Consider the following 22836-nt stretch of genomic DNA (forward strand, 5'->3'; position numbering starts at 1 on the left):
AGCGCTCTCCCTGTTCACTCACAACAGTTTTCTGGAGCCTGGTTTTATGGAAATTTTTGACTACGACAACATCTTGCTGCTGCCACGCAAATGCCGCGTGGAGAGCCGTTCCGAATGCGACGCTGGCGTAGAGTTGGGCGGACGCAAGTTTCGCCTGCCGGTGGTGCCGGCCAACATGAAGACGGTGGTGGACGAATCCATCAGCCTGTGGCTGGCCCAGAACGGCTACTTTTATGTGATGCACCGGTTCGATCTGGACAACGTGCAGTTTGTGCGCGACATGCACGCCCAGGGCGTGTACGCCTCCATTTCGCTGGGTGTGAAAGCGCCCGACCGCGCCACCGTGGACACGCTGGCGGCCGAGGGCCTGGTGCCCGAATACATCACCATCGACATTGCCCACGGCCATGCCGACAGCGTGCGCGACATGATCGGCTACATCAAAGGCAAGCTGCCCAGCAGCTTCGTGATCGCGGGCAATGTGGCCACGCCCGAAGCGGTGATTGACCTGGAGAACTGGGGCGCCGACGCCACCAAGGTGGGCGTGGGTCCGGGCAAGGTGTGCATCACCAAGCTCAAGACGGGTTTTGGCACCGGTGGCTGGCAGCTGAGCGCGCTGAAGTGGTGCGCCCGCGTGGCCACCAAACCGATCATTGCCGACGGCGGCATCCGCAGCCATGGCGACATTGCCAAGAGCATCCGTTTTGGCGCCTCCATGGTCATGATCGGTTCGCTGTTCGCCGGCCACGAAGAGTCGCCCGGCAAAACCGTGGAGGTGGACGGCGCCTTGTTCAAGGAATACTACGGCTCGGCCAGCGACTTCAACAAAGGCGAGTACAAACACGTGGAAGGCAAGCGCATTCTGGAGCCCATCAAGGGCAAGCTGGCCAACACGCTGATTGAAATGGAGCAAGACGTGCAAAGCTCCATCAGCTATTCGGGCGGCACCAAACTGGCCGATCTGAAGAAGGTGAACTACGTGGTGCTGGGCGGCGAAAACGCGGGCGAACACCTGTTCATGTGAATGAGATCCCCCAGCGCCGCCTGCGGCGTCACCCCCAGGGGGCGATGCGAGTGGCCCGGCAAAGAGGGTTCCACCGCATCCTGGGCTTGAGCACGCGCGCCGTAGAGGGTTGAGCCTACATCTTCAACAGTTGCTTGGCCAGTTGGTTCAGCCGGTGCCGCGGCTGCACCAGCGCTTCCAGCACGCTGAAGTGGTTCAGGCCCGGCAGGGCTTCGCACACAGGCACCACGTCCTGCCCCCAGGCCTGCTGAATCAGCTGGTTGTGGCGCAAAAACTCGCTGCTCTCGCTGCCCCCGGCCACGGTGTAGAGCACACCGCGCCCGGCTTGCAGCGCCGGCGCGGGCAGCAGCGCCGGACTGGCTTGCTTCGCATGCGCGGGCGTGAGCCGCAGTGAATCGGCCAGAAACGGCGTGTGGCGCAGCAGCTCCAGGTCGTACAGGCCCGAAATGGATAGCGCATTTTTTACCAGCGCCGCAGGCAAGTCTGGCTGGTAGACGGGCCATTGGCAGGCCAGCAGCATGGCGGCCAGGTGGCCGCCGGCTGAATGCCCCACCACCGTGATGCGGTTGGGGTCACCGCCGTGTTTGGCGATGTGGCGGTACACCCAGGCCAGCGCTTTCACCATCTGCATCGTGATGTCAGGAATGGTGACCGCCGGACACAGCGCGTAGTTGGGCACCACCACGCAGGCGCCGTGATGCACAAAAGCCGGCGCCAGAAACGAGTGGTCGGCTTTGTCCAGGCTGCGCCAGTAGCCGCCATGAATGAACACCAGCACCGGCGCAGGCGCTGTGCCCGGCTTGCGCGCCGCAGGAAAAATGTCCAGCGTTTCGCCGCCGCCGTGTCCGTAGGCCACGTCCAGCAAGGCCCCGCTGGCTTGGCGGGCCACCGCCGAGTCGCGCGCCCAGCGTTCAAAATGGACGGCGTGCTCAGGCACCAAGGCACGGTTGTTGTACTGGCTGTCCAGCCAGGCCGGGTCGGGGCGTTTGGGGGCTTTCATGCGGTGGCATTGTGTCACGCACACCGCCGAAGGTGCCCAGCGGCCAGCACCGCCTACAATTTTTCGCACACCCTTTCAGCCTCAAACACCCTTCAACCGCAAACCCCGTGAACACCTCTACCGCACCTCGGAACCTCTCTCAACAACCGGCCCAGGTGGCCGTGCTCGGCATTGGCATGATGGGCTTTCCTATGGCGCGTCGCCTGTGTGAAGCCGGTTGCGCGGTGAGCGTGTGGAACCGCTCCACAACCAAAGCTGAGCGCCTGGTGCCGTTTGGCGCCCGGGTGGCGGCAACACCTGCGGAAGCTGTGGCACAAGCCAACATCGTCATCACCCTGCTGGAAAACGGCGCGGTGGTGGAAGACGTGCTGTTTGCCCAAGGTGCTGCGCAAGCTCTGCGCCCCGGCACGCTGGTGGTGGACATGTCGTCCATACAGCCGCGCCAGGCGCGCGAGCACGCGACCCGACTGCAAGCCCAGGGCGTGCAACACCTGGACGCGCCGGTGTCGGGCGGCACGGTGGGCGCTGAGCAGGGCACGCTGGCCATCATGGCGGGCGGTGATGCCGCTGACTTTGAGCGAGCACAGCCGCTGCTGGAGCTGCTGGGACGCCCCACGCATGTGGGCCCACACGGCGCCGGCCAGCTGGCCAAACTGGCCAACCAGATGATTGTGGGCATCACCATTGGCGCGGTGGCCGAAGCGCTGTTGCTGTGCGAAAAAGGCGGCGCCGACATGGCCAAGGTGAAGCAAGCTATCAGCGGCGGCTTTGCCGACAGCCGCATTTTGCAAGTGCATGGACAACGCATGGTGGAACGCGACTTCACCAAACGCGCCGCCATCACGGTACAGCTCAAAGACATGCGCAATGCGCTGGCCACGGCCGGTGAAATTGGCTTTGAAGCGCCCATTACCGGCCTGTTTGAACAGCTCTTTGCGCAAGCCACCGAACACGATCTCGGCGACCTGGACCACTCGGCCCTGTTTGTCGAGCTGGCCCAGCGCAACGGCATGCGCTGAAAAGCGCCGAAAAAACCGGCCAGTTCTGGCCTTTGGCCAACAGTGCGCCCGAGGAAAATGGCAAAGTCATTGTCCCCGGAGCCTCCCGTTTGAACCCCTCTACCCTGATCGGCATCGTGGTCAGTACCGCATTTCTGGCGGTGGTGCTGCTGTTCGCTGTGGACGACCCGATGCTGTTCGTCGACGTGCCGGGTCTGGCCATCGTGCTGGGCGGCACGCTGGCCGCCACGTTTCTGAGCTACCCGCTGCGCGAGGTGCTGCGCATTGTTCACCTGGTAGGCACGGTGTTTCGACACGAGCGGCTCAACACCACACAAGACATCGACGAACTGGTGCGCATGTCGCGCCTGTGGATCCAGGGCGACCTGCGCGCCGTTGAACAGGCGCTTTCCCAGGTGACCAACCCGTTCCTGCGCACCGGCGTGCAGCTCATCATCGACCGCACGCCAGAGGCCGACATTCTGGATCTGCTGCAATGGCGCATCACCCGCATGCGGGCCAAGGAAACCGCCGAGGCGCAGCTGTTTCGCGTGATGGCCAACTACGCGCCGGCTTTCGGCATGCTGGGCACGCTGCTGGGTCTCATCAACCTCATGGACCTGCTGGGCGCGGGCGACATGAACGCCATCGGCAAGCAGCTGGGCATTGCACTCATGACCACTTTTTACGGCGTGCTGCTGGCCAACCTGGTGTTCAAGCCAGTGGCGGTGAAGCTGGAGCGCCGCACCGAGCAGCGCCTGATCTTGATGAACATGGTGATGGAAGGCATTTCAATGATGTGCAACCGCCGCAGCCCAGCCGTGATGCGCGAGACGCTCAAAACCTTCGCGGCCCGCTTCGACGACGAAATTTTCGACGGTCAGCGCGGCGCCGCAGGACACGGTGCCAGCCGCCGGCCCACCTGAGCAGGCGCTGCGGCCCATGAACACCCCTGATTCGCCCAGGCAAGACAACCTGCCCGGCACCGCACTCGACACACCGGCCAACGCGGCTCCAACGGCGAGCGAGCTCGCACCCCAGTCCGAGCCCAAACAACCCCACCCACCCAGCACCCGGCACCGCCACGCGGTCAACCGCTGGCACATTGAGCCCGTCCTCGAAGCGCAGGAAGAAAGCTGGCTGATGACCTACCTGGACGTCATCACCCTGTTGCTGGTGATGATGGTCGTCATGCTGTCACTGGCCGGCCCGCCCAACGGCCAAGCCAGTGCAAGCGCGGAAAACACACCAGACCCCGTGACCGCAGCACCGGCGCCCACCCAAGTAACGCCCGACATCGTTCCCCCCGTGCCACTGCCCGTGGCCGTGACAGCCACACAAGACCTGCTCGCCGGACTGCCGCTGGAGCAACTGGGCAAAGACGTTCAGGTCATTGCCGGCGTGGCGGGTGTGAGCTTTCGCATCAACAGCGAGCTGCTGTTTGAATCGGGCGCCGCCGTATTGGCCAGCCCGGGTGCTGCGGTGTTGACTTCGCTGATCCCGGTGCTGAACGCCAAACCCACGATGCAATTGGTGGTGCAAGGACACACCGACGACGTGCCCATACAGACCGAGCGCTTCCCATCCAACTGGGAACTGTCCACCGGCCGTGCTGCCAGCGTGGCCCGGCATCTGATCAGCCAGGGCATTGACCCGGCGCGCGTGCGGGCCACCGGCTTTGCCGACACCCGGCCACTGGCGCCCAACGGCTCCGCCCAGCAGCGCGCGGGCAACCGGCGCGTCGACCTGGTGCTGGAAGAAGACCCCGCCCAATCAGCCAGGCCGTCCCCGGCAACACGTTGAACAGCGCCGAATGCCGGGACGAAAATCGCCAAGCCGACGAAACTGGCAAAAACACCAGACTTTGAAAGTTACACTGCAAGCATGTCTACTGAATATTGCGGTACTTTTGAAGCAGCTCGCTTGCTCGGCCTGTCGGTGGGCACGGTGCAGTCGCTCGTGGAGCGGGGTGAGCTTGAAGCCTGGAAAACCCAGGGTGGCCACCGCCGCATTGCGACCCAGTCACTGCGTGATTACCAGGCCCGACATGGGCAACAGGCCATCAGCGGCGCCGAAAGTGATCCGATGCTGCGGGTGTTGGTGGTGGACGACGACTTGGTGACGCTGGAGGTGGTGCGTGCCGCAACCGAGCAATGGAAGTTGCCCTTGGCCTGCACCCTGATGCCCTCTGCAGTGGATGCCTTGCTCCAAATCGGTACCCTGCGGCCGCATGTTTTGCTGACCGATCTGAGCATGCCCGGGGTGGACGGTTTTGAACTGCTGCATTCGCTGCGCAGCAACCCGGCGTTTGCCTCCATGTTGCTGGTCGCCATCACCGGTCTCAGCAAGAGCGAAGTCAAGGTGCGTGGCGGTTTGCCTGCGGACACGGTATTGGTGAAGAAGCCGCTGGACTTGCGCTGGTTGCACGGTTTCTTGTCCGCCTTGGTGGCGAGCAGACAACTCAAGGCCGCCCAGATCTGACACCGGCGCAGACAAGCAGCCGGCAGGGCAAGCGGCACCCACCGCTCGCGGTTCGACCGCCGATCCAAGCCCGCGCAGGCCAAAAAAAAGCCGGACACAAGGTCCGGCTTTTTTTGGGAGCCCGAAGGCCCCTTCACGTGCTTAGCGCGGGCTGCGGCGTGCCACAGGGCGGGCTGGTGCACCACCTTCGGGACGGCGGGGGGCAAATTCACCGCCACGCATGGCTGCGCGCTCGGAATTGCCACGGTCGCTGAAGCGGTCACCACCTCGGGTGTCGGGGCGGCCAAAGCTGGAGAAGCCAGCTGGCTTGGCACCAAAACCAGCGCGGGCTGGCGGCTTGTCGCCAAAACCACGGCTTGCGGGGCGGCTGTCGCCACGGTTGTCAAAGCGGTTTTCGGTGCGTGGGGCTTCGCGCTCGAAACGGTTGCCTTCGAAGCGGGGCGCATCGCCACGGCCTTCGAAGCGAGGCGCGTCGCCGCGACCTTCAAAGCGCGGTGCATCACCACGGCCTTCGAAACGCGGGCCACGCGGTGCTGGCGCACCTCGGCGGTCGGCAAAGCGGTCGTTGCTGTTGCCACGGCCACCTGGGCGGCCAGCCGGGGCACCACCGCGGCCAAACGGCTCGGCAGAGGGAGCTCGCTGGCGCGGCTCCATACCCGGAATGGTTTCCACGGCAATGCGCTGGCGGGTGAACGCTTCGATGTCAAAGATCTTGCGGCGGTCACGCATTTCAGCAAACGTGATGGCCTGGCCATCGCGGCCAGCACGGCCGGTGCGGCCAATGCGGTGCGTGTAGTCCTCGGCTTTCATCGGCAGGCCGAAGTTGAACACGTGGGTGATGGTGGGCACGTCAATACCACGGGCCGCCACATCAGTGGCCACCAGAATCTGCACCTGGCCGTCGCGCAGCGCCATCAGGCGGCGGTTGCGAATGCCCTGGCTCAGCGCGCCATGCAGTGCCACGGCAGCAAAGCCGGACTGCTGCAGGTCGGTGGCGAGGCCGTCGCATTCAATTTGCGTGCTGCAAAACACGATGGCCTGGTTGATGGTGGTGTCGCGCAGCCAGTGGTCGAGCAACGTGCGCTTGTGCTGGGCGTTGTCGGCCCAGAACAGCTTTTGCTGGATGTTGACGTGCTGCTCTTGCGGGCTGTCGATCTGGATCTTCTGGACATGCTTGCCGCTGTCGTGCATCACGCGCATGGCGAGCTGCTGAATGCGAGGGGCAAACGTGGCCGAGAACATCATGGTCTGGCGGCGTTGGCTGGTCATGTCGTTGACATCGGCCAGGTCGTCGGAGAAGCCGAGGTCGAGCATGCGGTCGGCTTCATCAACCACCAGGAATTGCACTTTGTCGAGCTTGATCTGCTGCGAGCGCTGCAGGTCCAGCAGACGGCCAGGCGTGGCCACCACCAGATCGGCGTTTTGCAGGCGGGCAATTTGAACCTGGTAAGGCATGCCGCCCACCACGTTGGCGATGCGCAGGCCACGGCAATGGCGCACCAGGTCGATGGCGTCTTGCGCCACCTGCTGGGCCAGTTCGCGGGTGGGGCACAAAATCAGGGCGCCCGGGGTGGCAGCCTTGAAATTGCGTGCGCTGGTGGGATCTTTGCGCTTGGGACGCTTGGGGGCGGCTTCACCACGGGCCAGGGCCTCAGCAACCGAGCGGTCGAAGTCAGCGCGCTCTTGGGCTTCTGCCTGGGCTTGCTGCTGCAGCAGGGTGTGCAGCACGGGCAACAAGAAAGCAGCGGTCTTGCCACTACCGGTCTGGCTGGAAACCATCAGGTCGGCAAAGCGCGCTTCGCCTTCGGCCAGCATGGCCTTGGGCACCACGTTGTTTTGTACCTGGGTGGGCTTGGTGTAGCCCAGATCCATACAGGCTTGAACCAGCTCGGGCGCCAGGCCCAGCAGTTCAAAACCGTTGGGCTCGGTCACCACCGCCGCGGCGTCGGCCACAGCGTCGGTTTCAGCAGCGGCTTCAGCAGCGGCTTCCACAGCCACGTCGGCCACTTCAGCAATAAAAGCGTCTTGCGCAGGCGAAAATTCGTCGCGGGTGTTGTCGGAGAAATCCAATGAGTCGTTCATGTTCCATCATCCTGTGCGCAAAAAAAATGGCGCGCACGTGATCGAGCAAAGCGGGAACTGTTCCAGGCAGACGGGCAAAGCCAGTGCCGCAGGGTCAGGCTGCTTCATTCGTGGTTGGCAAAAACATCAACCATCAAACGAAGAGCGCCGCTCGTCAGATCAGAAATCTGGCAGAGGATGGCGCATGGGCCCTGGAGATAAACATCAACCGTGAAGACCCGCCGGAGGTAGGTGGCTGTCACGGTCGTGGCCGTCATTGAGGAAGCTTGAGCGGTTTTGCTTTTGGCTTCCCGACGGTATCAGGACTCTGAGTGTGAGGCAGATGCACAATTAAGCGCAGTTTCCTGCGCAGCCGTAGATTATCGCATATTTTAGGGAAAACCCTAGAATTATTTTTGCAAGCGCATCAACCGAGTACCGCTGCCACGATGTGGAAGAGGATGGCCGCCAGCACCGCCGTGGCGGGAACCGTGACGATCCAGGCCGCCACGATGCGCATGACCGCCGATCGTTTGACGATTTCCTGCTTGTAGGCTTTCTTAAGCGCCTTGCGCTCGCTCTTGGCAAACAGAGCGCCTTCGGCCTCCTCGCGGGCCTTGGTGCGGCGCTTCATGTCGGCCAGCATGCGTTTTTTCTCAAGCACCTCAGCCGCCTCAAAGCGCTGCAGGTACGCCTCGACCTCGGCCCGGTCCTGCCCCTGGTGCCCTGCAAACACCACGGCCTCCATCTTGGCGTAGTTAACCTTCAGCAACTCGCGCAGGAAACCCACCCCAAACACCGCGCCAATGGTCACATGCGTCGTGGACACCGGCATACCCAGCTGCGACGCCACGATCACGGTCAGCGTGGCGGCCATGGCAATGGAGTAGGCCCGCATGTTGTCGAGCTCGGTGATTTCCTTGCCCACGGTGCGAATCAGCTTGGCACCGTACAAGGCCAAGCCGATGGCCAGACCGAGCGCACCCAGCACCATGATCCACAGGGGTGTTGAGGCTTTGGTGGCCACCGCGCCTGATTTCACGGCCTCATAGATGGCGGCGAGTGGTCCAATCGCGTTGGCCACGTCGTTGGCACCATGGGCAAAGCTCAACAAGGCCGCCGAGCACACCAGAGGCCAGGTAAACAAGCGGTTTACGCCGTCTTTGCTGTTGTCTTGGCGCGATGCCATGCGCGCAACAGGCGCTCGGAGCATCGCCCAAGCCAAAATCGCCAACAAACCACCCACCAGCAGCGCTGTCAAGAAACCCACTTTGACCAGCTGTCCCAGGCCTTTGAGCATCATGTAGGTGCCGAAGGCCCACACCATGACGGCGATGAGCCAGGGCACCATGCGGGTGGCTGCCTCGGTCTTTTCAGCCCGGTAGGTGATGCTGCGTTTGATGAGGTAGAGAAAACCCGCCGCAATGGCGCCGCCCATGAGGGGGGAGATCACCCAGCTCGCCACGATGGCGCCGATGGTGCCCCAGTTGACCAGACTCCAGCCGCCCGCCGCAATGCCGGCACCCATCACGGCGCCAATGATGGAGTGCGTGGTGGATACCGGCGCACCCACCGCAGTGGCCAGGTTCAGCCAGAGTGCGCCGGCCAGTAACGCGGAAAACATGACCCAGGCAAACAGATTGGGGTCAGAGATTTGCTTGGCATCGATGATGCCGCCCTTGATGGTGCCCACCACCTCGCCACCCGCCACGATGGCACCCAAGGCTTCAAATACGGCGGCTATCAGGATTGCCCAGCCCATGGTGATGGCGCCTGAGCCTACAGCGGGGCCCAGATTGTTCGCCACATCGTTGGCGCCAATGTTCATGGCCATGTATGCGCCGACCGCCGCCGCCACGATCAACAGCCACACGGCCGAAGACGAGAGCCCCACCGCAGAAGCACCGGTGAGCGAGGCGTACACGCCGACCATGATCAGGAAGAGCACGGCAGCACCAAGTTGGAGCACGTCCTGGTACTTGGAGACGAAACGGGATTTGGATTTTTTTGTCATATGAATTTCGCAAAATTGTCGCGATTTTGACATGCAGCAAGGCGCCCGAACCGCGACGACGGCGCACGCGCCAACACCGCGAAACGCCGGCCGACTGGGCTCTCTTCAGCGCAAAAAGTGCGTCCGGTAGTGCTCCAGCTCGTCGATCGACTCGTGCACATCGGCCAAGGCGGTGTGTTTCTGGTGCTTTTTAAAAGCATCGTAAACGGCCGGACGCCAGCGTTTGGCCAGCTCTTTGAGGGTGCTCACGTCGAGACAGCGGTAGTGAAAATACGCCTCCAGTTTGGGCATGAACTTCACCAGAAAGCGGCGGTCTTGGCTGATGGTGTTGCCACACATGGGCGAGCTGTTCTTGGGCACGTATTTGGCAATAAAGGCCAGCAGTTCTACTTGAGCCTGCTCTTCGGTCACGGTGCTAGCGCGCACCTTGTCAATCAGGCCGCTGCGCCCATGGGTGCCTTTGTTCCAGTTGTCCATGGCGCCCAGCACGGCATCGCTCTGGTGAATCACCAGCACCGGGCCTTCCACCCGCGGCGTCAGTTGCGGGCCCGTGATCACCACCGCGATCTCCAGCAGCCGTTCTTTTTCCGGGTCGAGCCCGCTCATTTCGCAGTCGATCCAGACCAAATTCTGGTCACTTTTGGCCAATGTGGGCGGTGTTGCAGAGGGCGTGGCAGCGGGAATTTCGATGGGGTTGGGCGATGTCATGTCGAGATTTTCGCCGATTCGGCACAGTCGCCCGCCAACGCGAGGGGAAACCGGTGGCCCTTGCGCCTCGGTCGGCACCGTCTTCGATAGACTCGCTGCCATGGACACTGCATCACTGACCTTCACCGCCGTCTTCTGCGCCTTACTGGTGCTTAGCCTGATCACGCGCACCGTGCTGGCCAGCCGCCAGATACGCCACGTGGCCAGACACCGCGGCACGGTGCCTGCGGCGTTCAGCGACACGATTTCACTGCCCGCCCACCAAAAAGCGGCCGACTACACCATCAGCAAATCGCGCTTTGGCCTGTTGGAGCTGGCCATTGACGCCGCGCTGTTGCTCGGCTGGACGCTGCTGGGAGGCCTGGACTGGCTGAACCAGACGCTGCTGGCCATTCTGGGCGGCGGCATGGTGCAACAACTGGCTTTGCTGGCAGCCTTCGCACTCATCGGCGGCCTCATCACCTTGCCGCTGGGCTGGTGGGCCACGTTCCGCATTGAAGAGCGCTTTGGCTTCAACAAAATGACCTTCTCTCTCTGGCTGGGTGACTTGTTCAAAGGCACGCTCGTAGGTGCCCTGGTGGGCCTGCCTATTGCGGCACTGGTGTTGTGGCTCATGGGTGCGGCAGGGGCCACCTGGTGGCTCTGGGCCTGGAGCGTGTGGATGGCCTTCAACCTGCTGGCGCTGGTGCTCTATCCCACGGTGATTGCCCCTTTATTCAACAAATTTGAACCCCTGCAAGACGAAACGCTGAAGACCCGCGTGAACGCACTGATGCAGCGTTGCGGCTTTGCCGCCAAAGGCCTGTTTGTGATGGATGGCAGCAAGCGCAGCGCCCACGCCAACGCCTACTTCACCGGGTTTGGAGCCGCCAAACGCGTGGTGTTTTTTGACACCCTGCTACAACAACTCAACCCGGCGGAAATTGACGCGGTGCTGGCGCACGAGCTGGGCCACTACAAGCGCCGCCACATCATCAAGCGCATTGCGCTCATGTTTGGCTTGAGCCTGCTGGGCTTTGCGCTGCTGGGCTGGCTGTCGGGCCAAGCCTGCTTTTACACCGGGCTGGGCGTCATGCCGGCACTGGACGCGCCCAACAACGCACTGGCGCTGCTGCTGTTCATGATGGCGGTGCCCCTTCTGACCTTTTTCCTCTCGCCCCTGATGGCGCGCATGTCGCGCAGCCACGAATTTGAAGCCGATGCTTACGCCATGGCCCAGACCAATGGAGCCGATCTGGCCAGTGCCCTGCTCAAACTCTTCAAGGACAATGCCAGCACGCTCACACCCGATCCGGTGTATGCACAGTTCTACTACTCGCACCCGCCCGCCAGCGAGCGCCTGGCACGCCTGAAGGCGGCAGGCCCAGCCCCGACCGCCCGCCCCGCCTGAAGGCGCACCGACACCCCCACCATGAACCCGATTCACCACAACCGCCGCGCGCTGTCTGCCACCGAAATCGTGACGCAGCTCACCCAGCTCAACGGCGACGCCGCCCAGGGCTGGAAGCTGATTGACGGCTCGCTGGAGAAGACCTACAACTTTGCCAATTTCCACGAAACCATGGCCTTCGTGAACGCCTTGGCCTGGGTGGCGCACCGAGAAGACCACCACCCCGACCTGGCGCTGGGCTACAGCCGCTGCAACGTGCGCTTCAACACGCACGATGTGGGCGGCATCTCGGCGAGCGACTTCTTCTGCGCAGCTGCGGTTGACGCGCTGCTGAAAGCCTGAATGCACCGCCCTACCCTGAACAGGCCCACCGTTTGAAGCGCAGCCACACCCCGCAGCCCTCTGGGGCAAACGCTGCAGCATCACCCCTCACCGAAGGACTGGTGGTGGCCGCCCACGGGCGGCATTGCCTGGTAGAAAGTACCGACGGCGAACGCCGTATCTGCCACCCACGCGGCAAAAAGAGCCAGGTCGTCGTGGGTGATCAGGTGCTGTGGCAGGCCACGGGCGACGAAGGCAGCATTGAGCGCGTGCAGACACGGCGCAACCTGTTTTACCGGCAGGACGAGATGCGCACCAAGTCGTTTGCGGCCAATCTGGACCAGATCCTGGTGCTGGTGGCAGCCGACCCGGAGTTTTCAGAAAGTCAGCTCGCTCGCGCCCTCATTGCGGCAGAGGCCGAGCACATTGATGTGCTGATTGTGCTCAACAAGAGCGATGTGCAACCGGGCTTTGACCGCGCCTGGGCGCGGCTCGCCCCCTACCGACGCATGGGTTGCGCGGTGCTGCCGCTGCGGCTCCAAGGCGAAACCGCCGCCACCAGCGAAGCCGGTCTGGACGAGCTGCAAGCCCGCCTGGCTGGCAAACGCACGTTGGTGCTCGGGCCCTCGGGTGTGGGCAAAAGCACGCTGGTGAACCGCCTGGTACCCCATGCGCGCGCGCTCACTGGCGAAATCTCCCGCGCGCTCAATTCGGGCAAACACACCACCACGAGCACCACTTGGTATTGGGTGGACGAACAGCGCCAGTCCGCGCTGATCGACTCGCCGGGTTTTCAGGAATTCGGGCTCAACCACATTGAACCCATGCAGCTGGCACACCTGATGCCCGACCTGCGCGCCAACCTGGGTACCTGCCGTTTTTACAACTGCACACACTTGCGCGAACCCGGCTGCGCTGTGGTGTCGCATGTGCAGACCGGTCATGAGCCTGCGACCAGCGATGCGTTGGCTATCAGCCCCTACCGCTACCAAATCTACCGGGAACTGTTTGACGAACTGTCGAACAAGCGGCGCTACTGAGCGCTTCGCCTGCTGACTTTCAGCCCACCAGCCGGGCCAACGTCAGCAGGGCCAGCAACAGCATCCACAGCACCACGCTGCGCCACACCAGGCCCACCACGCTGCCCAGGTGGGCCAGCTGGGGTTCGGGCCGTTGGCTGCTGTCAGCATCGTCGGCGGGTGCGCTGCCCTCAGGCTGCGAAGCCAGCCGCACGTTGAGCGCCCCCGAGGTGGCAGCCAGCACCACACCGTCGCTGCCGGGTGCAAAGCGTTCGGCGTCGCCCCGCCAGCTGGCCACCGCTTCTTCAAAGTTGCCCACAATGGCAAAGCCCAGCGCCGTCACGCGGGCCGGCAGGTGGTCTACCCATTGCCACGCCAGCGCTGCCGCACGGCGCAAGGCTTCGCTGGGTGTGCCATCAGGACGAACACGCCAGTTGCGCGACAGGTACTCGGCCATTCGGTAGAGCACGGCCCCCGCAGGACCCAGGCCCAGCACCCAAAACACGACAAACGCTACCAGCACACCAAACACATGGCGGTGGGCAGACAGCACCGAATGCTCGATCACCTGGCGCAACAGCTCCGTGCGCGGCAGGCTGCTGGCGTCCACTTGCAGCCACAAGGCCAGCTTTTCGCGTGCGGCCATGTCGTCCCCCACATCCAGCGCTTGCCGAATTTCGCTGAAATGGTGGCTGAACTGCCGAAACCCCAGGGTCACATACAGCACCCCGACCATCCAGGCAAACGCCAGCACGGTGCTGAACTGCCAGAGCCCCCAGTAAACCAGCCCCGCCACCAGCGCCGGCACGCCCGCCGCCAGCACCCAGGCCGTCCAGCCGTGGGCCGATTGTCCAGCGTCGAGGTTGCGGCGCACCATGCGGGCCCAGCCACGCAAGCCCGCATGTACCGGGTTGTCGTGCGCCAGCGGACGGGCTTGCTCCAGCAACAGCGCGATCAAGATGGCGAAAAAACTCATGACATCATCATAGCGGCGCAGGTGCCAGGTGCCTGTCCAGCAGCCTCGTCTGCCCACCCCATCTCAGCTGCACGGTGGCCGTTCACGCGCTGAGCATGCGGTAAAAGTTGCGCAACATGCCTGCGGTGGCGCCCCAGATGTAACGCTCCTGGGCGCCGTCCTGATATGGCATGGAATACCACTCGCGCACCACGCCCTCAAATGTCCAGGCATGGCGGCGGTGGTGCTGCGGGTTCATGAGGTAAGCCAGTGGCACCTCGAACACATCGTCCACCTCGTGCGGGTTGGGCTGCAAGGCGAATCCGGGTTGCACCAGTCCCACCACAGGCGTCACGGTGAAGGCGGTGCCCGTGACATACACCGGCAAGGTGCCGAGCACTTCCACGCGTTCGGGTGGCAGGCCAATTTCTTCGTGTGTTTCGCGCAGCGCTGCGGCCGTGGCACTGGTATCGGTGGCATCCATCTTGCCCCCCGGCAACGCAATTTGACCCGAGTGGGTAGACAGGTGAAGCGTTCGCTGCGTCAAGATCAGCATCAGCTGCTCGCGCACCACCAAAGGCAGCAGCACCGCGGCCTGGGCCGGCGCACGGTCGGCAAACTTTTTTTCCTGCACCAGCTCAGGCGTCCACACGGGCGGGCTGGCAAACAGCTGGCGCAAGCCCTGCGGCGTCAGGCGGTCGGCCGAAGGTGAACGCAGACCATCGGCCACAGCACCTTGCACCACGGGCACCTGGCGGGGATCAAAAATGGGCAAGGGTTTGAGCATGGTTCCAAGCATAAGGTCTGCAGCGCGGGTGCAGTGGCCGCCTCGGTGACTGGATGCCCTGCCGCACCAGCCGAAAAAAAGCCCCCAGGCCTGTGAGGCTGGGGGCTTCGTCTGAGCGGCTATATTGGGCTGAACGCTCAGGCAGCAATGCCCGGGTTGCCTTCCATGCCAATGATGGTGGGTGTGTTGATCTTGACGCCTTTGATCACCTTCTTGTCGCGCAGATAGCCCGAAACGAGGTCCCAGATGGGCTCGCCCTGCACGCCCTCTTGGACCGAGGCCCAGCCGGCCACTTTGTATTTTTTGTCGGCGTCAATGGGCTTGCCTTTGAGCGTCATGTTGTTGATGCGCTTGCCCGCTGCTGCACCGGGTGTGCAGCTGTACTGCATGCCACCAATGCGCACCATGTCGCCGCCCTGCTGGTAATAAGGGTCGGGGTTGAACAGGTTGTCGGCCACGTCTTCCAGAATTTCCTTGATCTGCGTCCCGGTGAATTCGTTGATCGTGGTGGCCGGGTAGGTCAACGCCATCTGGTCCATCATGCGCTCGTAAGTGATCACGTCGCCGGGCAGCAACGAGGTGCCCCAGCGCACGCCGGGCGAGAACGACATGTCGGCGCCCTTGACGTCCATCAGTGCATCGCAAATCACCTGGTCCCACGAACCGTTGAAGTTGCCACGGCGGTACAGCAGGTCTTCCGTGACGGCAAGCTTTTCTTCCAGCTTGTCCTTGTAAGGCGCGCGCACTTTGTCAATATGGGCCTGCATGGCTTTGTCTGCCGGGAGCAGGTTCGAGAACACGGGCAGCAGCTTGTAGCGAAAGTCTTGCACCTTGCCGCCGCGCACGTCAAAGTCCAGCACGCCCAGGAACTTGCTGTTGGAGCCGGCGTTGGTCACCAGGGTCTGGCCACCGCTGTTTTTCACGATCACCGGCGCCGGCATGCCGTCGTGGGTGTGGCCACCCAGCACGGCGTCGATGCCGCGCACGCGCGAGGCCATCTTGATATCCACGTCCATGCCGTTGTGCGAGAGCACCACCACCACCTGCGCGCCCTTGCTGCGGGCTTCGTCCACCATCTTCTGCATGTGCTCGTCCTGGATGCCGAACGACCAGTCGGGCACCATGTGACGCGGGTTGGCAATCGGGGTGTACGGGAAAGCCTGGCCAATGACGGCCAGCTTCACACCGTTCATTTCGCGCATGGAATACGGCGCAAATACCTGGTCGCCAAAATCGGACGTCTGGACGTTCTGCGCCAGGAAATCGATGTGGCCTTTGAAGTCTTTCTCAACAATCTCTTGCACCCGCTTGGCACCAAAGGTGAATTCCCAGTGGGGCGTCATCATGTTCACGCCCAGCAGCTTGCAGGCGTCGACCATGTCCTGGCCATTGGTCCACAGCGACGTGGCACTGCCCTGCCAAGTGTCGCCACCGTCGAGCAGCAGCGCGTGTGGGCGGCTGGCCTTGAACTGCTTGACCAGCGTGGCCAGGTGCGCGAAACCACCGACCTTGCCGTAGGTCTTGGCGGCTTGCGAAAAGTTCAGGTACGTAAACGCATGCGCAGACGCCGAATTGGGCTTGAAACCGTAATGCTTGAGCAAGCCCTCGCCCACGATATGTGGCGGGCGGCCCAGCGCCTCGGCCACACCCAGATTCACGTTGGGTTCACGGAAATAGATGGGTTGCAATTGAGCGTGGCAGTCGGTGAAGTGCAGAAAGCTCACGTTGCCGAACTTGGGCACGTCGTACAGGCGCTCACCTGCGCCGGGTGCGGCAGCCAGCACATCTTTGTGGCTGATGGCCAGGCCGGTCGCGCTGGCTACGGCGAGCACCTGCATGAATTCACGACGACTGAAGCTCATAAACATTCCTTAACAATTGATTACTGATATTTGCGCCAAATTTTTTTGCCGAAATGCCCGACCAGCCAAGGCTGGTCGGGGCGCGCGCGCAGGTCAGGCGTCCTGCGCGCTCACATCACTTGTTGACCGGCGAAGCGGGGTCCAGAAGAAGCGCCATCACATGCTGAATCTGCTTCTCGTTCAAGATACCCATATGGCCTGCACGCGGCATTTGCGAACAAGCGTTGTAAGCGCGTGCGTTCCACAGCTTGCCCCAGGTGTATTCGACGATGGCTTTGGAGGCTGCGGCATTCGGGTCGGTCACACCACGCAGCTTGCCGTAGTTGTACAGGCTGGGGCCGAGGTTACCGAAGGAGATCTCCTCCTTGCTGATCATGTGGCAGTTGTAGCAGTTGCCGCCGTTGGCCGCATCTGCCTTGTCACTCCAGGTCAGACCGCGACCACTTTGGGCAATTTTCTCGCCCTCTTTCCAGTCACCCAGAAACTTGCCGTCGCTGGGCCACTTCACGGTCTTGAGGTTGGCTTCTTCGATGGCTTTGGCGATTTTTTCGTCCAGCGGCTTGCCAGCCACATCGGCCGCGCTGCACTCACGGTTGGCATCGTCTTGCTGCAGGCGGTCCACCTTGGCTATGCCCCGGTCCTGGAACGACGCTTTCACCACATCAGCGGTCATCTTGTCGTAGTCGGCGCTCGATGGAGAAGAAGTACAACCCGCCAGCACCAGAGCAGCCAGGGGGAGAAGTGCGAATTTCATGGTGGTTTTCATGTCGGTGTCTCCTGCTCAGCGCTTGATAGCCGGCACGATGGATTCGGCGGTCTTGGCATTGACGCCCATGTAAACGCCGAGAGCGATGGTGGCGTCACTGCCGAATTTAGGCTCCGGAAAACGCTGTTGGCGATAACAGTCGTTGAGGCGCTTTTGCATGGTCCACATCTGAGCATTGGAAACGCGGTAGGCGGGCCAAGCGGCAAAGCCCACGCCGTCACCCGGATTTTTGGTCAAGTTGGGCAGGTCTTGCAGGCGGATGCGACCGTCCTCCGTGCCATGGCAAGAGGCACAGGAGAAGTCGTGTGTACCAGCGCGTTGAAAGAACACCCGTTTGCCAACTTCATACATGGCTTTCTCCTGCGGGTGCGACTGCGGCAGGTTGAAACGCATGCCCTTGGAGGCAGTGGCAACGTACGTGGTAATCGCGACCAGATTGGCCCCGTCTCCACGGCCGATCGTAGGCGCTGCCTTGTACAGGTCGGCCTCATTCAAACCCTGGAGCGTCACCATGCAATGAATGAGGCGCGTCTCCAGATCCATGACTTTACCGGTGTCGGCAAAGTAACGCGGTAATTCTGTGAAAGCACCGGCGATCACGCCGGGGCCTTTGCCCAGATCACATTGCTCCAGCGAAGCATTCTTCGGGCCGCGTTTTTGCTTCCAAAGCTCTTCGCCCTTCATCTCAAACAGCTCGGCGGGGTTGCCGTCGGCCAACATTTCACGGTATTTGGCGATGCCTTCGGCGGCAGTGCCTTGAGCGTGTGCAGCGGTCAGTCCTGCGGACATGACGGCAGACCACAAAAGCAGGCGTTTGGCCACGGATTTCTTCATCTGGAGTCTCCTTCTTTTTGCAGTGAAAAATCAAAAACGGCCAGGCTTTGCAGGCTGGCCGTTTGCACCATGCACCAGTTAGGCGATGGCGACTTCGTCGGTACGGGTCTCACCCTTGTTGTCGACCCACTTCACCACGACTTTGTCGCCCTTGGCCGCACCCTTGAACTTGAAGGACAAGAAGGGGTTTTGCGACACGGCGCCGCTGAACATGGCCTTGAGCACGGTCTTGCCGTTGCTGGTGGCTTCCACATCCTGGATGTAGTGAGCGGGAATGGTGGCGCCAGCCGCGTCTTTGCGGGTACCGGCTTCCATGGGGTGGGACATGAGCACGCGAACGGTGGTTTCGTCGCCAGCGAGGGCGGCACGGATGCGCATCGGATCAGCCATGATGGACTCCTAAATTTTCAATGAATGGGTTGTACGTTGAGCCAGTTGACGGGGGCGATCAGCCGCCGCAACCACCCAGGGTCACTTTGGTCTCTTTGGTGGCCGAGAACAGCTTGCCGTCGGCCTTGACCACAGCAATCACGTTGGTGCTCTGGCCCATCTTCAGACGGGTTTGCACGTCGGCCACGGTACCGGCGGGAATCATGAAACCAGCGGACAGGGGCGTTGGGTTCTTCTCGACGATCAGGTACATCTCGGTGGTGTTGGGCAGCTTGCTGGTGGCGCCCACGGGCACCACGGCGCCGTTTTCAGCGATGTCGGGGGACACCACGGTAACCTGGTCGCTGGTGGCGGCGGTGCCACCGATGGCTTTGAGTGCGTCTTCCAGCGTCTTGACTTGGAAGCTGGCGCGATCCACAGCGGCCTGGGCCTGGCTCTGGGTGATGATGCCCAGCGACACCAGCGTGGCGAACGCCCCGGTGGTCTTGAGGGCGACACGGCGTGAGTTGTTCATGTTGAGCTCCTGGTAAAAGAAAAAAAGGTCGAAAAATTACTTGTCCGGGGCACCGGCAAGAATCCAGGCGGCGAGCAATTTCAACTCGTCGTCTTTCAGATTCGGCTGTGCTGGCATGGGGATGGGGCCATACATGCCGGAACCGCCCGACTTGATGCGCGCGGCCACTTTGGCTTCGGCGTCGGCCTGGCCCTTGTGCTTGGCAGCCACGTCTTTGTAAGACGGACCGACCAGCTTCTTGTCGACTGCGTGGCAGGCCAGACAAGCGTTTTTCGATGCCAGCGCCTTGGCTGCAGCAGCGTCCATGGCGTAAGCGCCAGAGGCAACCAGCAGCGTGGCAGTAGCGAGAGCCAGTTGTTTCATCATCAATTTCATAGCTTAAAGTCTCCTTGAGTTGAAGAGGGTTGGGGTTAACGATTACATGCTGATATTTAGAAGCACCAGCAGATCACGGGTTCCAGATCGGCTGGGCTTGTCCCCAAATTATTTCGCGCCAGCCGCAATCCACTGAGCGATGGCCTTGGCTTCGGCATCTTTCAACTGGGGTTGAGCCGGCATCGGGACAGCACCATACACGCCCGAGCCACCGTTTTTGATCTTGTCGATCAAATAAGCCTCAACGTCGGCACGGCCTTTGTGCTTGGCGGCAATTTCATTGAAGCCTGGGCCGACCACTTTGTTCTTCATGCCGTGGCAAGCCGTGCAGCTGTTGGCGTTGAGCAAGGCCTTGGGGTCGTTGCCGCCAGCGCCCGATGCGGCAGCCACCACCACCGGCGCAGGCAGGGCGGAAGAGCCGACTGGGCCTTTGGGTGCGGGCTTGGTTGTGTCCGCACCGCGCACGGGGCCAATGATGCGGTTTTGCTCTGCTATGTTGCCGTGCGCGTCGCGGGCAAAGTCGGGCAGGAACGAGCGGATCGCGACTTCCACCGGGCAGTCTTTCATGCAAGCCACGTTTTTCACATCGCCCTTGCCACTGACTTTCCAAAGGGGTTCATAGAACACCATGCCGTTGCGGTTGGGCATGCGTTTTTGCACTTCAGCGATGTTCTTGTCGGTCAGGGTGAAGTCGGCGGGCACGATTTCAGCCAGGCTCAAGATGTAAGCGGTCACGCCATACACCTCGTCGGTAGTCAGCGTTTTGGGCGCGTTCCAGGGCATGGCGCGGTTGATGTAGTCCCAGATGGTGGACAGTGTGGCCACCTTCATGAGCGTGGTTTTTTGGGGAAAGCTGCCGCCCTCCTCCAGGTTTTTCACGCGGCCGCGCTCAATGTCTGCCTTGGTGGTCCCGCCCACGATGGGGGTGAACACCTCGTTGGACTCGCCAAAGCTACCATGGCAAGAGGCGCATTTGGCCTCCCACACTTCTTCACCTTTGGCAACACTGCCTGCACCTGCGGGCAGCCCCTTGAAGTCGGGACGCACATCGATGTCCCAGGCCTTCACTTCGGCGGGCGTAGCGTCGCGGCCAATGTGGTGCCAAGGCTGGGTCTGGGCCACTGCGGCGCTGGAGCCCAACAGGGCCAGCGCCAGGGTCACGACGGCTGCGGGGGTGGAGATTTTGAATGGGAATTTCATCAGAACACCTGCACGTTAGAGACTTCGCCGTTCTCAGACACTTTCCAGGACTGAATGGCGTTTTGGTGGTACACGGACTTGGTGCCACGCACGGCACGCAGCTGGTTGATCTTGGGCTGCACATAGCCGGTGCTGTCGATGGCACGGCTCTGCAAGATGGCGGGCTTGCCGTCCCACACCCAGTCGATGTTGAAACGGGTCAGCGCCTTGGGCAATGTCGGACCCTCAATGCGGGCGGTGCGCCAGTTGCGCCCACCGTCCACGCTCACGTCCACGCGCTTGATGGCGCCGCGACCCGACCAAGCCAGGCCCGTGATGTTGTAGAAACCTTTGTCCAGCAGCGTCTGGCTGCCCGACGGCGTGGTGATGACCGACTTGCATTCCTGAATGCCGGTGTACTGGCGGTGCGTGCCATCGGGCATGTGGTCGATGTAGTGCACGGCTTCGTCTTTGGTGGCGTATTTTTGGTCACCCACCTCAATGCGGCGCAGGTACTTGACCCAGCTCACACCCTGGACACCCGGCACCACCAGACGCAGCGGATAGCCGTTTTCTGGGCGCAGCATTTCACCGTTCATGGCCCAGGCCACGATGCAGTCGTCCATCGCCTGATCAATGGCGATCGTGCGCGTCATGGACGAGCCATCGGCGCCTTCGGCCAGCACATATTTGCCGTTCTTTTTGTCGTAACCACACATCTCCAGCAGCGTGGACAGCAGCACACCGGTGAATTCCGAGCAGCTGACCATGCCGTGGGTGTACTGCACCGAAGGCAGCGCCACGTTGCCCCACTCGGGTGCCGAGTTGGCGCCGCATTCAATGAAGTGGATACGCGACACGCTGGGCAGGCGCATCAGATCGTCCATGGTGAACACGCGCTCGCGCTTCACCAGGCCGTTGACCATCAAGCGGTGCTTGGACGGGTCGATGTCCCACCAACCCTGGTGGTGGCGCTCAAAGTGCAACCCGCTCGGGGTGATGATGCCGAACAGGCCTTGCAGCGGCGTGAAGCTGACCGAAGCCTGCGACACACGGGTCAGGCCTGGGCTTTCGCGGCGCTGCAGGTTGGCTTCCCACTTGCTGGGCTTGCCGTAGCCGTCCATGGCCACTGGCTGGCCCAGGCCCACGGTGTGCTCGGGCAGCTTCAAAATGGCGTCTTCACCCTCAGCCGCCATGGCGCGGGTGGCGGCTGCGCCGGTGGTCGCCACACCGGCGCCCATGGCCAAGGCCTTGCCCATGAAGCTGCGACGCGCCTTGCGTGCCTCTTCCATTTTTTCGGCACTCAGGTGATTTTCGGGCGCGGGGAGGACGCGCCCAATGACTTCGCTCAGGTCTTTAGACACTTGCTTTTTCCTTCTGGTTGAGGGGGTTTGTGTGAGAAGCCCTCGCCGACTGGCTTGGGCGGGGTGTCATGTCATCAACGAAATGGGTGAAGCTCTCGCGGGCGCTGGCGGCACTTTCGATGCGCCCAGCCACCTGCGCCGATACCGAGCGGCACAGCTCGACGTACACAGGATCGGCCACTTTGTAAAAAATCTGGTTGCCATCGCGGCGGCGCGACAACATGCCCGCCTGGTACATCAGACCCAGGTGGCGCGAGGCGTTGGCCTGCGCCAGACCGGTGGCCTTGAGGATGTCGTTCACACAACGCTCCTCCTGGCACAGCGCATGCAAAATGCGCAAGCGCGTCGGCTCGCCCAGCACGCTGAAGTAACGCGCCACGGACTCAAACACCTCATGCAGTTCATCCACCAATGGTTCTCCGTTCAGGCTTGATATCGATCGATCAAACTATATGATTGAATGCTGATATAACGATTAGTGTAAACCCGGATTCCCGCAGGAATCTGACAAACGGCGGCCACCAGCCCACCGCCTCGGCCCTCATGGCCCGCACAAGCAGCACGCCCAGGCCTGTAAAACCTCCGGCGAAACCTTCATCTTTTTTAGCTGACCGCACACTGACGCTTTGACCCCAGCACACCCCAAATTCGCTAGGGTTTTCACCGGCTGAAACTGCGGGGCGCCGATGCTAGCATCAAACATCTAAATATGCGGAATTACTGATGCTTATAGCGGCGGCAGGGGTCTGCTACAGTTTTAAGCCGTGTTCAATTCAAACCAACCTCTGGAGATG

At 62.1% G+C, this 22836-nt stretch carries 23 protein-coding genes; 8 read left to right on the forward strand and 15 right to left on the reverse strand.

The genetic code is table 11. The annotated features are described in order from the left end of the window. Window positions 1-46 precede the first annotated feature (46 nt). Entirely contained in the window at window positions 47-1024 is a 978-nt protein-coding gene (locus ACTG4K_RS14975; protein WP_439115011.1) for a GMP reductase, read from the forward strand. Window positions 1025-1139: 115 nt separating this feature from the next. Here ACTG4K_RS14975 and ACTG4K_RS14980 read toward each other — a convergent pair whose 3' ends face one another. Then, a complete protein-coding gene (locus tag ACTG4K_RS14980; protein WP_439115012.1) occupies window positions 1140-2024 on the reverse strand; it encodes an alpha/beta hydrolase in 885 nt (294 codons plus the stop codon). A 107-nt stretch (window positions 2025-2131) separates the two neighbouring features. On the opposite strand from ACTG4K_RS14980, the gene ACTG4K_RS14985 reads away from it, so the two are divergent. From ACTG4K_RS14985 to ACTG4K_RS15000, 4 genes are all read left to right on the forward strand, one after another. Continuing rightward, complete coding sequence (locus ACTG4K_RS14985) at window positions 2132-3043, forward strand: NAD(P)-dependent oxidoreductase (RefSeq protein ID WP_439115013.1); 912 nt, start codon at window positions 2132-2134, stop codon at window positions 3041-3043. Between the two features lie 89 nt (window positions 3044-3132). After that, on the forward strand, window positions 3133-3948 hold the full coding sequence (locus tag ACTG4K_RS14990; protein ID WP_439115014.1) for a motility protein A: 816 nt from the start codon (window positions 3133-3135) through the stop codon (window positions 3946-3948). A 16-nt stretch (window positions 3949-3964) separates the two neighbouring features. Further along, entirely contained in the window at window positions 3965-4825 is an 861-nt protein-coding gene (locus ACTG4K_RS14995) for an OmpA/MotB family protein (RefSeq protein WP_439115015.1), read from the forward strand. Between the two features lie 81 nt (window positions 4826-4906). After that, the gene (locus ACTG4K_RS15000; protein ID WP_439115016.1) at window positions 4907-5503 is read left to right on the forward strand and encodes a response regulator; all 597 of its coding nucleotides are present in this window, start codon (window positions 4907-4909) and stop codon (window positions 5501-5503) included. A 141-nt stretch (window positions 5504-5644) separates the two neighbouring features. Here the strand turns inward: ACTG4K_RS15000 and ACTG4K_RS15005 are convergent, their stop codons facing one another. From ACTG4K_RS15005 to orn, 3 genes are all read right to left on the reverse strand, one after another. Beyond that, window positions 5645-7585 (reverse strand): DEAD/DEAH box helicase, encoded by a 1941-nt coding sequence (locus ACTG4K_RS15005; RefSeq protein ID WP_439115017.1) that lies wholly within the window; start codon window positions 7583-7585, stop codon window positions 5645-5647. Between the two features lie 406 nt (window positions 7586-7991). Beyond that, a complete protein-coding gene (locus tag ACTG4K_RS15010) occupies window positions 7992-9578 on the reverse strand; it encodes an inorganic phosphate transporter (protein WP_439115018.1) in 1587 nt (528 codons plus the stop codon). Between the two features lie 105 nt (window positions 9579-9683). Further along, the gene (gene orn / locus ACTG4K_RS15015; protein WP_439115019.1) at window positions 9684-10286 is read right to left on the reverse strand and encodes an oligoribonuclease; all 603 of its coding nucleotides are present in this window, start codon (window positions 10284-10286) and stop codon (window positions 9684-9686) included. Window positions 10287-10386: 100 nt separating this feature from the next. Here orn and ACTG4K_RS15020 point away from each other — a divergent pair, with 100 nt between their 5' ends. The 3 genes from ACTG4K_RS15020 to rsgA are packed head-to-tail and all read left to right on the forward strand — an operon-like array spanning window position 10387 to window position 13037. After that, entirely contained in the window at window positions 10387-11676 is a 1290-nt protein-coding gene (locus ACTG4K_RS15020; protein ID WP_439115020.1) for a M48 family metallopeptidase, read from the forward strand. 21 nt (window positions 11677-11697) lie between these two features. Continuing rightward, window positions 11698-12018: a 4a-hydroxytetrahydrobiopterin dehydratase gene (locus ACTG4K_RS15025; protein WP_439115021.1), complete on the forward strand. Its 321-nt coding sequence runs from the start codon at window positions 11698-11700 to the stop codon at window positions 12016-12018. Between the two features lie 32 nt (window positions 12019-12050). Next, window positions 12051-13037: a ribosome small subunit-dependent GTPase A gene (rsgA, locus tag ACTG4K_RS15030; RefSeq protein WP_439115022.1), complete on the forward strand. Its 987-nt coding sequence runs from the start codon at window positions 12051-12053 to the stop codon at window positions 13035-13037. 19 nt (window positions 13038-13056) lie between these two features. Here rsgA and ACTG4K_RS15035 read toward each other — a convergent pair whose 3' ends face one another. The 11 genes from ACTG4K_RS15035 to ACTG4K_RS15085 form a co-directional block, all read right to left on the reverse strand. Further along, entirely contained in the window at window positions 13057-13992 is a 936-nt protein-coding gene (locus tag ACTG4K_RS15035) for a CobD/CbiB family protein (protein ID WP_439115023.1), read from the reverse strand. An 82-nt stretch (window positions 13993-14074) separates the two neighbouring features. Continuing rightward, window positions 14075-14758, reverse strand: coding sequence for a CoA pyrophosphatase (locus ACTG4K_RS15040; RefSeq protein WP_439115024.1), 684 nt, complete (start codon window positions 14756-14758; stop codon window positions 14075-14077). Between the two features lie 137 nt (window positions 14759-14895). Further along, entirely contained in the window at window positions 14896-16620 is a 1725-nt protein-coding gene (gene soxB / locus ACTG4K_RS15045) for a thiosulfohydrolase SoxB (RefSeq protein ID WP_439115025.1), read from the reverse strand. Window positions 16621-16735: 115 nt separating this feature from the next. Beyond that, a complete protein-coding gene (soxX, locus tag ACTG4K_RS15050) occupies window positions 16736-17374 on the reverse strand; it encodes a sulfur oxidation c-type cytochrome SoxX (RefSeq protein WP_439115026.1) in 639 nt (212 codons plus the stop codon). Between the two features lie 27 nt (window positions 17375-17401). Beyond that, complete coding sequence (soxA, locus tag ACTG4K_RS15055) at window positions 17402-18175, reverse strand: sulfur oxidation c-type cytochrome SoxA (RefSeq protein ID WP_439115117.1); 774 nt, start codon at window positions 18173-18175, stop codon at window positions 17402-17404. Window positions 18176-18298: 123 nt separating this feature from the next. Then, window positions 18299-18610 carry a thiosulfate oxidation carrier complex protein SoxZ gene (gene soxZ / locus ACTG4K_RS15060; protein ID WP_439115027.1) on the reverse strand — a complete coding sequence of 104 codons (312 nt, stop codon included), beginning with the start codon at window positions 18608-18610 and terminating at the stop codon, window positions 18299-18301. A gap of 58 nt (window positions 18611-18668) precedes the next feature. After that, window positions 18669-19124, reverse strand: coding sequence for a thiosulfate oxidation carrier protein SoxY (soxY, locus tag ACTG4K_RS15065; RefSeq protein ID WP_439115028.1), 456 nt, complete (start codon window positions 19122-19124; stop codon window positions 18669-18671). A 36-nt stretch (window positions 19125-19160) separates the two neighbouring features. Further along, window positions 19161-19487: a c-type cytochrome gene (locus ACTG4K_RS15070; protein WP_439115118.1), complete on the reverse strand. Its 327-nt coding sequence runs from the start codon at window positions 19485-19487 to the stop codon at window positions 19161-19163. A 120-nt stretch (window positions 19488-19607) separates the two neighbouring features. Then, window positions 19608-20699 (reverse strand): c-type cytochrome, encoded by a 1092-nt coding sequence (locus ACTG4K_RS15075; protein WP_439115029.1) that lies wholly within the window; start codon window positions 20697-20699, stop codon window positions 19608-19610. Next, on the reverse strand, window positions 20699-21970 hold the full coding sequence (soxC, locus tag ACTG4K_RS15080) for a sulfite dehydrogenase (RefSeq protein ID WP_439115119.1): 1272 nt from the start codon (window positions 21968-21970) through the stop codon (window positions 20699-20701). The genes ACTG4K_RS15075 and soxC overlap by 1 nt, the downstream gene beginning before the upstream one ends. Before the next feature lie 64 nt (window positions 21971-22034). Continuing rightward, window positions 22035-22451 (reverse strand): ArsR/SmtB family transcription factor, encoded by a 417-nt coding sequence (locus ACTG4K_RS15085; protein ID WP_439115030.1) that lies wholly within the window; start codon window positions 22449-22451, stop codon window positions 22035-22037. Window positions 22452-22836: the final 385 nt, after the last annotated feature.

Origin of the sequence: Hydrogenophaga sp. (genome assembly GCF_965657535.1) — a bacterium.
GTDB lineage: Bacteria > Pseudomonadota > Gammaproteobacteria > Burkholderiales > Burkholderiaceae_C > Hydrogenophaga.

Coding starts and splice junctions, on each gene's coding strand:
- ACTG4K_RS15075 (WP_439115029.1), bottom strand. CDS start 20,699: ATGAAATTCCCATTCAAAATCTCCACCCCCGCAGCCGTCGTGACCCTG.
- ACTG4K_RS15005 (WP_439115017.1), bottom strand. CDS start 7,585: ATGAACGACTCATTGGATTTCTCCGACAACACCCGCGACGAATTTTCG.
- ACTG4K_RS15000 (WP_439115016.1), top strand. CDS start 4,907: ATGTCTACTGAATATTGCGGTACTTTTGAAGCAGCTCGCTTGCTCGGC.
- soxB (WP_439115025.1), bottom strand. CDS start 16,620: ATGAGCTTCAGTCGTCGTGAATTCATGCAGGTGCTCGCCGTAGCCAGC.
- ACTG4K_RS14995 (WP_439115015.1), top strand. CDS start 3,965: ATGAACACCCCTGATTCGCCCAGGCAAGACAACCTGCCCGGCACCGCA.
- soxA (WP_439115117.1), bottom strand. CDS start 18,175: ATGTCCGCAGGACTGACCGCTGCACACGCTCAAGGCACTGCCGCCGAA.
- ACTG4K_RS15035 (WP_439115023.1), bottom strand. CDS start 13,992: ATGAGTTTTTTCGCCATCTTGATCGCGCTGTTGCTGGAGCAAGCCCGT.
- soxY (WP_439115028.1), bottom strand. CDS start 19,124: ATGAACAACTCACGCCGTGTCGCCCTCAAGACCACCGGGGCGTTCGCC.
- ACTG4K_RS15020 (WP_439115020.1), top strand. CDS start 10,387: ATGGACACTGCATCACTGACCTTCACCGCCGTCTTCTGCGCCTTACTG.
- soxX (WP_439115026.1), bottom strand. CDS start 17,374: ATGAAATTCGCACTTCTCCCCCTGGCTGCTCTGGTGCTGGCGGGTTGT.
- soxC (WP_439115119.1), bottom strand. CDS start 21,970: ATGGAAGAGGCACGCAAGGCGCGTCGCAGCTTCATGGGCAAGGCCTTG.
- ACTG4K_RS15040 (WP_439115024.1), bottom strand. CDS start 14,758: ATGCTCAAACCCTTGCCCATTTTTGATCCCCGCCAGGTGCCCGTGGTG.
- soxZ (WP_439115027.1), bottom strand. CDS start 18,610: ATGGCTGATCCGATGCGCATCCGTGCCGCCCTCGCTGGCGACGAAACC.
- ACTG4K_RS15025 (WP_439115021.1), top strand. CDS start 11,698: ATGAACCCGATTCACCACAACCGCCGCGCGCTGTCTGCCACCGAAATC.
- ACTG4K_RS14980 (WP_439115012.1), bottom strand. CDS start 2,024: ATGAAAGCCCCCAAACGCCCCGACCCGGCCTGGCTGGACAGCCAGTAC.
- ACTG4K_RS14975 (WP_439115011.1), top strand. CDS start 47: ATGGAAATTTTTGACTACGACAACATCTTGCTGCTGCCACGCAAATGC.
- ACTG4K_RS15010 (WP_439115018.1), bottom strand. CDS start 9,578: ATGACAAAAAAATCCAAATCCCGTTTCGTCTCCAAGTACCAGGACGTG.
- orn (WP_439115019.1), bottom strand. CDS start 10,286: ATGACATCGCCCAACCCCATCGAAATTCCCGCTGCCACGCCCTCTGCA.
- ACTG4K_RS15070 (WP_439115118.1), bottom strand. CDS start 19,487: ATGAAACAACTGGCTCTCGCTACTGCCACGCTGCTGGTTGCCTCTGGC.